Annotated in this window: 10 protein-coding genes and 1 pseudogene; 4 read left to right on the forward strand and 7 right to left on the reverse strand. The window is 67.5% G+C overall.

What is annotated here, in order from left to right:
* Positions 1-88: 88 nt before the first annotated feature.
* A complete protein-coding gene (locus LZF96_RS16805) occupies positions 89-1,321 on the reverse strand; it encodes a hypothetical protein (protein ID WP_233872706.1) in 1,233 nt (410 codons plus the stop codon).
* Positions 1,322-1,629: 308 nt separating this feature from the next.
* Between LZF96_RS16805 and LZF96_RS16810 the strand changes: the two genes are divergently transcribed.
* Together LZF96_RS16810 and LZF96_RS16815 are read left to right on the forward strand one after the other, a co-directional pair.
* Positions 1,630-1,983 (forward strand): DUF317 domain-containing protein, encoded by a 354-nt coding sequence (locus tag LZF96_RS16810; RefSeq protein ID WP_233872708.1) that lies wholly within the window; start codon positions 1,630-1,632, stop codon positions 1,981-1,983.
* A gap of 104 nt (positions 1,984-2,087) precedes the next feature.
* Positions 2,088-2,378, forward strand: coding sequence for a hypothetical protein (locus LZF96_RS16815; protein ID WP_233872710.1), 291 nt, complete (start codon positions 2,088-2,090; stop codon positions 2,376-2,378).
* Between the two features lie 97 nt (positions 2,379-2,475).
* On the opposite strand, the gene LZF96_RS16820 is transcribed toward LZF96_RS16815, so the two are convergent.
* On the reverse strand, positions 2,476-3,462 hold the full coding sequence (locus LZF96_RS16820; protein ID WP_233872712.1) for a helix-turn-helix transcriptional regulator: 987 nt from the start codon (positions 3,460-3,462) through the stop codon (positions 2,476-2,478).
* 89 nt (positions 3,463-3,551) lie between these two features.
* Here LZF96_RS16820 and LZF96_RS16825 point away from each other — a divergent pair, with 89 nt between their 5' ends.
* Entirely contained in the window at positions 3,552-4,877 is a 1,326-nt protein-coding gene (locus LZF96_RS16825; protein WP_233872714.1) for an MFS transporter, read from the forward strand.
* A gap of 33 nt (positions 4,878-4,910) precedes the next feature.
* Here the strand turns inward: LZF96_RS16825 and LZF96_RS16830 are convergent, their stop codons facing one another.
* The 4 genes and pseudogenes from LZF96_RS16830 to LZF96_RS16845 form a co-directional block, all read right to left on the reverse strand.
* Positions 4,911-5,075, reverse strand: a complete 165-nt coding sequence (locus LZF96_RS16830; protein WP_233872716.1) for a hypothetical protein — start codon at positions 5,073-5,075, stop codon at positions 4,911-4,913.
* Positions 5,072-5,395, reverse strand: a complete 324-nt coding sequence (locus LZF96_RS16835; protein WP_233872718.1) for a transposase — start codon at positions 5,393-5,395, stop codon at positions 5,072-5,074. Before LZF96_RS16835 ends, LZF96_RS16830 begins: the two co-directional genes overlap by 4 nt.
* A gap of 56 nt (positions 5,396-5,451) precedes the next feature.
* On the reverse strand, positions 5,452-5,838 hold the full coding sequence (locus LZF96_RS16840) for a transposase (RefSeq protein ID WP_233872720.1): 387 nt from the start codon (positions 5,836-5,838) through the stop codon (positions 5,452-5,454).
* A 366-nt stretch (positions 5,839-6,204) separates the two neighbouring features.
* Positions 6,205-6,488: pseudogene (locus LZF96_RS16845) on the reverse strand (IS110 family transposase); the annotation flags it as partial.
* A 295-nt stretch (positions 6,489-6,783) separates the two neighbouring features.
* On the opposite strand from LZF96_RS16845, the gene LZF96_RS16850 reads away from it, so the two are divergent.
* On the forward strand, positions 6,784-8,196 hold the full coding sequence (locus tag LZF96_RS16850; protein WP_233872722.1) for a hypothetical protein: 1,413 nt from the start codon (positions 6,784-6,786) through the stop codon (positions 8,194-8,196).
* A 571-nt stretch (positions 8,197-8,767) separates the two neighbouring features.
* On the opposite strand, the gene LZF96_RS16860 is transcribed toward LZF96_RS16850, so the two are convergent.
* Positions 8,768-9,736: a hypothetical protein gene (locus tag LZF96_RS16860; protein ID WP_233872725.1), complete on the reverse strand. Its 969-nt coding sequence runs from the start codon at positions 9,734-9,736 to the stop codon at positions 8,768-8,770.
* Positions 9,737-11,004 lie beyond the last annotated feature (1,268 nt).

The following is an 11,004-nucleotide window of genomic DNA, read 5'->3' on the forward strand; positions in this document are numbered from 1 at the left end:
TGGCTCCTGGCGTGATGGCGCAGTCGCGGCCATGTCCGAGGGTGGCTGATGTTGTTGGCCTGCCACTCGTCTCCTGGTGTTGTGGCGCTCACGGCCGGTCGGGCCAGAAGATCGACAAGGGGAGTCGGATGGAGGGCAGCTGTACCGCCTCGATCGGTCCGAGAACGGCTGCCGCGGCGCGAAGGGCTTCGTTGTAGGAGCCGGAGCCAAGGATTTCGGCGGAACAAGCATGACAGTCTCCGGGGCGTCGGGCGTGACCAGCACCGCTATCCCTGGAGCCTCGGACGTGCGCGAAGGCGTCCTCGGGGAAGTCGGCCCGCACGGCATGCCAGATCCCGACGCGTTCGTCGTCGGGCAGCCCGGCCGCTACCGCCGGCCGCATCGGCGGCAGCAGGCGTTCGTGGTCCTGAACCAGGAACACTCGGTCAGTGAAGTCGACGCTGTCTCCCTCGGGGCGCTCCTGCTCCAGCCACGCACGGGCCTCCTCTCGGATACCCGGCCCCCACAGGTATTCCGTGGGGAACCGTGTGGTCTCGTAGCGGGTGTCGAACTCCGCCCAGTGAGCGTCATTCCAGCGACTGCCCGGGATGAAGGGGATGGCCCGTACCACGACGTGTTGGTACCCGTGGCTCTCCTGATCTTCCGTGGGGCCGGGGGCGGTGAGCGCGTCGGCGGGCTCCATCCGCGCCCGACCGGAACCGTTCCAGCTCAGTACGGCGATCTCCCGGTGCAGAGGTGCCGGGTACAGGCGCCCGTCGGGAGTGGCCTGCCCCCACAACTGGTTGATCACCTCCGCCAGATCCCGGACCGTCCGGGCCGCATCGACGGGGGTATCGACATGGTGGCCGGAGGGATGGGCAACGTAGTTACGCAGCTTGGCCAGCGCCTCTTCGACCGCGCGGCTACGCCGCCCGCGGAGCAGACCCGCCGTGCGCGCCCACAGGCGGAGCCCGTGCAACATCCCGTTGAACTCGATGGCGTGGGTGGCGACGACGAGCTTCGGGCGTTGCTGCCTCATCCTGTCCGCGCGCTTCTTGACGTCGTCGTACGACGTGACGGTGTAGGAGACGTCCGGGGATGTGGGGAGACGGAAGGTGATGGTGCCGGCGCACCACTCCATGAAGCGGTCGCGCAACGCCTGTTCATAGATGAGTAGCGCCTGGTCGGCGACCATGGTGTACACGTCGTAGCACAGCACCCCGTAGGCGAAGACGGTGCGCAGCCGCTCGAAGGAATCGCGTGTTCCTGCCGCGACACCCGCCGCCAGGTCGCAGTCGGCGATCTGGCGCTGCTGGAACTCCGCAGCGCTTTCGGGCCTCATACGGCCGCCGAGTCCCCGGGGGGTGAACGCCAGCGACAGATCGTCCGCGGCACGCAACTCCTCAAGCGGCCGGATCTCCATGTACTCCTCCTCATGATGGGAAACGGGCCAGCATGCACCTCCGGGCCCCGGGTTGGCCACCCCTTTCCTTCAGGTGACTTCGTGAGATCGACGCGGAGAGGGAGCGGAAGGTAACAGTTCGCCGGGGGGTGGACGGGAAAGAGCGCGGAAAGACCGGCCAACGCGTGCGAGACCATGTCAACGCATACGACCTTGCAAGAAACCCCGGGTCAAAGAGGTGATTGCCCGTGACGATGGCTCCCGTTGGACCCGGTTTCTCGACCACCATCGATGCCCTGCGGCTACGCGAGTGGCAGCTCGGTCCTGGACGGTCCACGCCCGTCTTGGACCAGTTCTCCGCGGAAGACTTCAACCTCATCGTGGACGACCGAGCGGACGTGCATGTCAGCAGTAAGGACGGCCACTTCCACCTCGGCTGGTTCCCGCTCGGTCGCCCCGGCACCGACGGTGAAGGATGGAAGATCGCCGTCACCGGCACAGCCACGGTGCCCGGCTGCCACCTGTCCTTCGACACCGAGACGCCGGCCGACATCGTCACCGCTGCAGTGGCACGCGTGCTGGAGACCTCACGCCGGGTGTGACACCGCCGGGGCCGGCCGAAGACCTCATCCGAGGGCGGCTCCTCGCCTCCCAGTGGCAGGCCCGTGCCACCGCTCACCGTTTTCCCCATGCCAGGAGGCTGTTCGTGACGCATCCCGAGATGACCGTTGACGAGCTCATCGACCTGCTGTCCGCCTGTGACCGGAGTGCTCCGGTCCGCCAGGCCATGAACCCGTTCCTCCCCATGGCTCATCGCCTTGCGCAGGTCGTGCAGCCCGTGGACGAAACCGGCCGGACCGTTGTCCACCTCGCAGAGGGGCGTGACGAGGACACACAGCTCGGCCATCTGCCGCCCGAGGCCGCCGTCGCCCTTTCCCGGCAGGGCCCCGTCCAGGCACCACCGCGCCGCCCCCGCCGAACTGCCGGCGGCAAGTAGAACCGCACCGAGCCTTTGGAAGGCGCCCCTGTACCCCGACTTCCCGCTCGACCCGTCCACCCCGCGCGGTGGCCTGCCCGCGTTCCGGGTCGGTCCCTCAGCCCGTACCGGCGACGAGTGCCTCGCCGAGCGGGGTGCGGCGGTAGAGCACGGACCGTCCGGACCGGGCGCGGACGAGCAGTCCCGCGCCTCGCAGGATGGCGAGGTGGTCTCCTACCGCGCCGGGTGTCATGGCGAGGCTTCGGGCGAGGTGGCTGGTACTGGCCGGGGCGTCCAGCGCCAACAGCAGCCGGGCTCGGGACCGGCCGACCAGAGCGGTCAGCGCGTCCGGTCGGGGGACGGTCTCCTGTTCGCCCCACAGGGCGGCGGTGCCGCGGGCACGGTAGACCAAGGTCCTGGGCCAGGGCCAGGGGTCTGCCAGGTGGGCGGCGATGTTCGCGACGAAGACCGAGGGGATCAGCAGGAGTCCGTCGCCGGCGAGGCGGACCGGTTCGACCCGGGAGAAGTGGCCGATCTCGATACCGCCGGCTTGCCAGGTGATGCTCGGGTGCAGGCTCTCGATGGTCGTGACCCATCCGTGTTCGCCGATCGTACCCACCCGGTGCACGACGTCGCGCTCACAGATCGCGCGCAGTTGCGGCCAGTCCGCGGCGAGCAGCTCGTGCCAGGCCCGGTCCATCGCCTCGGCGATCCTGGAGACGGCGTCCGTGGAGTCCAGCACCGCGCGTACGCGGGGATCACCGGCGGACGGGCCGGTCGCGTGGGTGGCGATTTCGAGGCGGGCCGCTTCCGGCGGTGTGGCCCGGATCATGGCCAGGTCGTCCGCCCAGGTCTGGTTGAGGCCGCGAGGGGGCGGGGCGACGAAGCTCGGCCCGGATCGCGGGTTGTGCAGCGCGAGGGCGGCGTTCAGTTCACTCTCGCGGCGAAGCCGTTCAAAGGACGGGAGGAGCCGGGTGGCCCAAGCTCGCGGCAGCGGTCTGTCCCGGCCGGCGAGTGAGCGCAGCATCAGGCAGAGGTCCAGCGCGGGCGACAGCGCGAAGCGGCTGCGCAGCAGGTCCTCGACGGAGACTTCGAAGCGGAGCACCGCGCCATGCTACCGAGGGATGTCTGTTCCGATTCGTCCAGCGACGAATCATTGGTGTCGGGCGCGGGAGCACGGTGAGGTTGGGCGTCATGACCCCAACCGCCGAGCCCGCACAGGGCAATCACCGTGCCACCTACCGTGAGGTGCTGGCTGAGCCGCGATTCCGGCTGCTCTTCGCAACACGCGCCGTCGCGATCACGGCGGACATCCTGCGGATCACCACCTTCTCGGTGCTGGTCTTCTCGGCCACCGGTTCCGCGCCGCTGAGCGCAGCGGCCTTCGGCATCGGCTTCATCCCGCAGCTGTTCGGCTCGCTGTTGCTGGGTTCACTGGCCGACCACCTGCCGCCCCGCGGGCTCATTGCCGGCGGCTACGCCTTGACGTGCGCAGCCGCCCTGCTGCTCGCCCTGGTGCGGATGCCGGTCGCGGCAAGCCTCGGTGTCGTGGCGCTGGTCTCTCTCGCCACACCGGTGTTTCACGGCGCGTCGAGTCGGCTGGTCGCCGAGACGCTGGTGGGTGACGCCTATGTACTGGGCCGTTCACTGAACAATATCGCCGGTGCCGGCGCGCAGTTGCTCGGTCTGGCGCTGGGCGGTGCGACCGTCGCGGCACTCGGCCCCCGCCGGGCGCTCGCGGCCGGCGCCGTCCTCTACCTCGGCTGCGCGTTGGCCATCCGCATCCGGCTGCCCCGGCTGCCCCGGCTGCAACCGGGAGAGTCCGGCGGCACACCCGGCAGCGCCGGGAGCGACAGCGGGACCGTCCGGGCAAGCCTGCGGGGTGCAGGCCTGCTGCTGCGCCGACGCACGGTGCGACGACTGATGCTGGCCCAGTGGCTACCCGTCGCGTTCGTGGCGGGCTCGCAAGGCCTCCTCGTCGCCTACTCGGGAGAACGCCACTTCGCGCCCGGCTGGTACGCGGTGCTGATGGGCTGTCTTCCGGTCGGCATGCTTGTCGGTGACCTGCTGGTGGGCCGACTGCTGCGGCCGCCCACCCGGGAGCGACTGGTGGTGCCGTTGATCGCGCTGACGGGACTACCGCTGGTCGGCTTCGCCGCCCGGCCCGGGGTAGGCGTCTCGTCCTGTCTGCTGCTGCTCAGTGGCCTCGGATACGCCTACCAACTCGGCCTGCAACGCCCGTTCCTCAACGCCCTGCCGCAGGATGGCCGGGGCCAGGCCTTCAGCCTGCTCGGCGCAGGCAGCATTACACTCCAGGGCGTCGGGGCGGTGTGCCTGGGCGCGGTGGCCGCAGCCATCGGAACAGGCGGCGCAATCGCCCTGGCAGGCGGCGTGGTGGCGCTTACCGCCAGCTGGATTCTCACCTGGCACCCGCCCGCCTCCCCGCTCCCCGTCCCGAACGACTCAACGGGATCGGAGAACAGCACCGAACAGCCTGCGTGTAGTCCGCCTGCGCAGTAACCGTGTTCTCTGTCATCGAACCTGGATCGTTTGTCACTGAAGTTGGAACGATGAGCCGGCTTCATGCGGCTGGGTCGTGCGCGACCGGTAGATCTCGCGGGCGACGAACCGTTTCAGGCACCGGATGATGTCCTGTTTGGCCATGCCTTCGGCGGTGTGTCGGGCGACGTACTCCCGGGTGCGCCGGTCGTACTTCATGCGGACCAGCACGATGTGTGCAGGGCATTGTTGTCCGCGCGGTCGCCGCCACGGTTGAGGCGGTGGCGATGGGCGCGGCCGGAGGAGGCTGGGACCGGGGCGGCCCAGCACAGGTGGGCGAAGGACGCCTCTGAGCGGAGCCGGTCGGGGTTGTCGCCCGCGCTTGTCAGCAGCCGGCCGGCGGTCTCCGGGCCGACGCCGGGTAGGGCGATGAGCCCGGGGGCAGCCCGGGTGACCAGCGGCCCGATCTCCTTCTCCGCGTCCTTGATTTCCTCCTCGAGCTGCCGGCGGCGGGCGAGCCGGCGCAGCGCGATTCTCACCGCGCAGGCGGGGTCGTTGGGGTCGCCGGCGGGACGGGAGCGGGCCAGGGTGTCGATCAGCTCCCGTGTGGACAGGCCCGCAGCTTGTCCCGCGCCATGGACGGAGCGGTGACGATGAGGGTCCGGATCTGGTTGATGGTCTGGGTGCGGGCCTTGACGGCGCTCTTGCGGACAACCCGCAGGGCCCGGATCGCCTCTACGATCCCGTTGCGGGCCTTGGGCGTCCCTCCGGGCCGGCCGGACAGGACTGCGGTCGCGGCGCCGTAGGCGTCGATGGGGTCGGACTTGCCGTTGTCCCGCCTCGCCTTGAGGTCCGGCCGGTCCACCTCGATGACCGTGACCTCGTTTGCGGTGAGGAAGCATGCGATCTCGGCTCCGTAGGCGCCTGTCCCCTCGACCCCGACAACGAGGACCTCTCCGTGGGACCGAAGCCGGTCCAGCAACCGCTGGTATCCCTTCGGGGGGTCTCGAACTGCTCCGTCGCCAGGTACCGGCCGATGCTGTCGATGACCGCGGCCTGGTGGAGGTCGGTGTGGGTGTCGATCCCTCCGACCACCGCTATCTCGTCTGCCATGCTGTTGTGTGCTGCCCCTCCAACGCTCACCGATGGGAGGGCGCGAGCCGGTCGGGCAGGCGGACAAGACAGTGATGGGGCCTCTGGCCAGGCTCCTATGAAGTCACGGAAGCCCGACCGGCCACGCGCCAGACGGCATCGCCCGGCAGGCCGACGATTCCCCACAAGGACAACCGAAGTGTCAGTCAGGAGGAGAGTCAGACCTCCGGGCGGTGCCATGGTCAATCCTCACTGTCAGAAGGCCTGCAGCGGTCCTGACTCCGGTGCCGGGCATCGAGGTCGGACCCAGGAAAGAGGGTGGGCCTCCAGCAGTGCCTCGATCCGGGCTTCCAGAGCCCTGCGTTGTTCGTGGACGGCGGCTGGCGACTTCGCTGGCGATGGGACGATCACGTCAAGGGTGCCGGTGCCCGGGACGGTGACGGTCTGCTCCTTGAGCGCGTCGAAGATGTCGTCGACAAGCCGTTCGGCCATGCGTGGGGCCCTCGGGCGGACAACCTCGAATCCGCTCCGCCGAGCCGCGCACGATTCTTTTCCTTCACCACGCGGGCCTGATCGCCTGCTACTGAGACGAGGGCGGCCGTACGTTCCTGGTCACGCTCCAAACCGAGGCCCGCCGACCCTCGGAGGGACCGCACGGTCTGTGGCTGCTGTGTCCGGCGGACTCTCGCACCCGGGACCCGCATCTGGATGGTCAGCCAGTGGAGGCGCTGCGGAACGAGGCGAAACGGCCCATCTGGGCGGGGAGTTGCGAAGCAGTCGGTTCAGCGAGTCGAAGTCGGTCCCGGTTGTCAGCGGGACCGGTAAGAATACGTTCATGGTGGCGATCATCAAGTGCCGTGACTACGAAATCGATTACCTGAAGTTCCTCGAGGAGCTTCATCAATCCCGCCGGTACGACTGGGAGTGGACGTTCACACGTCGGCGTGACCAGTGGTCCAAGGGGCGGCACCTGCTCCTGATCGCCTCCATGGACACCTATGGGCGTTTTTGGATCACCCGGGTGGGAAAATCTGTTCGCCGAGGAGGTGCGAAGGACCAAGAGCAGCAGGTGCGTGTCACCCACGTGCGTCCACTGCGCAGGCCCCTCGCGCTCGACGAGTTGCTCAACGGGCTCACCACGGTCCAGCGGCGCCATCTGCTCGAGGAGGGTCATCAGACCAAGGGCACGGGTGAGGCATTGCGCGCTCTGCTGCTGCGCTTCCGGCCCGAAGCGACGGAAGCCGTCAAGCTGATCGAGGGAGCGACCGAGCCGTGGGACTTCGGGAACAGACGCGCGGCACAGGAGGTGGCACTGCAGCGCGACGCGACGCTCGCCGTGACGCGTATGGCGGGTTTCCAGATCCCTTGGCTGGCCGAATGGGACCCTCCCGCCGAGGAGTTGTACGACGATACAGTGCCGCCGTTGTTTCTCGACCTCGTGGGTGGATCCAATCACCCCGATGAGCCGCTGGAGGAACCCGATCCGCATCTGCGGGAATCGTCCGTCCGCTCCGACGGGCTGAGCAATCAACCCGCGCTCGAGGATCATCTCGTCATGAACGACACCCGATCCATGCTCGGATGGCTCAGCGACGAGACCAGCCATGTGGCCTGGCGCGAGTTCCGTGAACACGGCCGCACGCTGCTGGTCGCGAACGCCAACCGCACCCCGGCGGAGCGTCTCCTCGGATGCGACATCATCTTCTACAACGTCTCGCGTCACAGCCTCGTCCTCGTGCAGTACAAGAAGCTCGACGCTGCACGCGGCGGCTACTACTACCCGAACAGCGACAGGAACCTCGCCAAGGAGCTGGTACGGATGAGGAGCCTGGACCGGTATGCGGAGATGCAGGCCGGCCCGGGTGACGAGCAGCGGTTGGACCCCAGCCCAAGCTGGATCAAACTCTGCCATCCGCGTTCCGTGCTGCCACACACCACGGAGATGATCCACGGGATGTACTTCTCCCGGAGGCAATTCGAATCGCTGCGTGACGACGGGCGACTGAAGGACGGACGAGGCGGAGCCGTCCGGTTCGGCTACAAGAACGTGCCCGGCTACCTTGACAACACTTTTTTCACGCGGCTGGTGGAGACCGGTCAGATTGGCACGACCGGTACGAGCACCGACCTCGTCCGCCAGCAGGTCATCCGCAGCTTTCGGGGTCGGCGCAACCTCGTACTCGCGGCGCTGAGCGGGGAGGAGGAGCCGCAGGCGAAGCGGAACGCGCAGCGTCGGGCGGGGCACTGAACGAAGGGCGTTCCCCGGAAGTCGTGTGGGTGCGGCCTCCGATCAGACCGGCCCCCGGGGGCCTTGACGAAGGACATAGAGGCACCCCCCGCGCCCAAAGCCCCACCCCCGCCAGTACGTGCGAGCAGCACTTCTCCGCCACCCGGCGCGGTGCGCGCCTCGCCCGGCTGCTCGCCGCGCACCAACTCACCGAGTGGGAACATCCGTACGGCACCGAGACGCACGACGCCGTCGCTCTGGGGGTCGCCGAACTCACGGCGAACGCTGTCCTCCACGGCCGCGTCTCCGGAACGGGACTTTGCCCTGTCCCTCTTCCTCGAGGAGAGTCGGGCGTCGTCCGGATCGAGGTGAGAGATACCCCCCCCAGCCCCACCGGAGCGGTCGGCTACCGACCCGGACGGGGAGGGGGCCGCGGCCTATTTCTCGTCGACGTGTTCGCCGTCCTCTGGGGGTGAGCGACCGCATCTGTCCCGGGAAAGGAAAACTGTGTGGGTCGGGTCTGCCCTGCCCAGCCTGCGGGCCTGGAGGGTTGACGAGTTCTCCCGGAGGCAGCGGACTTCGTGAGGGGATCTCAGCAGCGGAATCCACGGTTCGTGTTCCGGGGCGGGATACCAGGGTAAGGGCAGAACCACTCTTCCCACAGGTCTTCCTCGATCGCGTCCGCTTTCAGGAACATCCGTGCCCTGTCGTCCACTGAGAACAGGTCGCTCGCAAGGAATTCCCAGTCATTGTCGAAACGCGAGACGGGTAGTGTCTGGTACGTTTCGTCAGTCTCGATGAATTCGGTTTCTTCCACACTGAGGGTGGACATCGCGTAGCCGAGTGCCACGCTCTCACCAAGGCAATGTGGCGTGGGGATTCCACCCATGAGTAGATCAGCCGCGAGGTCGTCGTAGATGCGGGCGCAATGGAGCAGGAACCAGTCCGTCTGAGTTTCCACACTATCCGGAACGCCGTATTCCCAGAAACCGAGCTGAGCGGTCACGTACGTCCTGTCCGCAAGGCTCCTTAGCCCATGATGAAGTGCGAAAGCGGTCCTGGGAGTCACCTCGACCGTCCCACAGTTCCCACAACCTCGGCCATCGGGTCCGCAGGTAGGGCACTTCGAACAGTCGTCGTCCACGACACACCCGCAGTCCTCACATTCCCCGCACGCGGTGGTGTGGAAGAGGGAGAACAGGGCAGTATTGGGCTGCTCCAGGTTTTCTGTGATGGCGCGCGCGGTCTTGTGGTCCGCTCGGGCCTGCGAAACGTTGCGATGCGTGTCCTCGATGACGTCCGCAATGTCGGCGATCGCTTTACCCAGGGGCCCCGACAGGGAACGCAGGCGTCGGCGAACCTTCAAAAGCACCCCTGTTTCTCCCTGCAGTGCAGCGTTGAGAGCGGCGGCCAACATGTGGGATTCAGCGTGATTTTTAAAGGTGCCGATCTTCGAGAGCTCCGGGCCGCGAGGTGTCGTCACCATGCCGAAAAGCATGGCGCCGTCGCCCTTGGCTTGATTCAGGAAATAGAAATACGAGGGGGTTGAAATATTCGACATGGCTGAGCCTCCGAGCAGGGCACGAAACGAGTGGTGCACAGGCATCGAATGGGGGCATGCGAGTAGAAGGCCGCCACCGCGGACTCGCGCCTGTTGCACGGGAGATGAAGTGAGAGATGCCGGTGATCCGGGTGCGTCCTCGGACTCCTTGGCTCAGCGCAGCTGGTGATCTGGCGACGAGCGAGACCCCGTTGCTGGCACACACGAGCATGCCACAGAAGATGCCCGGAACGCCAACGGTTCGCCGAACTCATTTGTGAGGAACGAACGTTGCGCACGTTCTCAATGCCTGCTCCCGCCCAGCCGGATGTCCCGGTTCCAGGCGTCGTTCCGGCCGTTGCGTCCCGTCTTGCAGACCGTGTCGTAGCAGCGCCAGAACCGGGTGCGTCCACGTGGGCAGGTTGAGTGGCAGCCGTGCGCGATGGCAGCCGGGTCCGTCCCGGGCGGGTGGGCTCCGGGCTCTGACGCTCATATGACGCTCGTGGTGCCCCCATGGCGGGAGACGAGGTGGAAAGCCGCCTCTGACCTGCGGTTTTCCGGATCACTTTGAGGTCGACGTGTTTGCGATGACTCACCACCTGGAGTGCGTCGCGATCCTCGAACCGGCCGCAAAGGGCTCCTGACCTGCGGTTTCGCCGGTTCGGGAACTCTTTCGAGGTGTTTCCGGTCATCCACCGCTTTGAATGACACTTCGCCTGCGGAGGTGGCTTGACCTGCGGTTTCGGGACGACGTGGTCCTTGTGTTTGAGAGGGGCACAAGGACACGGCGCGGGTTCCCGACGCTCATATGACGCTCGTCTCGACGGGGCGTCAGTTGGCTGATCGTGCGGGCCGTACCGGGCGGGGGGACGGGCTCCCGCGGGCCGGCTTTGCGGGAACGTGAAGCAAACCGGATCGGGTTCCCGCCGGCGGTTCGGCGGGACGGATGTTGGCGGAACGGGCGTTCAACGGGGCGGTCCGGAAGGGCTTCAGGCCCCGGCTGGCCCCGGCTGTCCCGGGTGTTGCCCCTCGGGATGGAAGCCACGAGGGGCAGGCCGTTCGCATCGGACGGGATATTCGTCCCGGGAGCCGCTCTGCGCCGGTCCATGGGGCCTGGCGGTGTGCACTGAGCCCGGGGATTCTGTCGGCGGCGGCTGAATCCTGGCTCTGGATCACTTTCCGTGCCAGGGCCACAGAGGGTCACCACAACCGCGATCATGAACGGGCTCGCGGTGCGAGGAGCACCCGCTTGCGCAGCAGGTCGAAGTTGGCCCGGCCGAACATCTGCC

It is taken from the genome of Streptomyces sp. ST2-7A, from assembly GCF_021390475.1.
Taxonomy (GTDB): domain Bacteria; phylum Actinomycetota; class Actinomycetes; order Streptomycetales; family Streptomycetaceae; genus Streptomyces.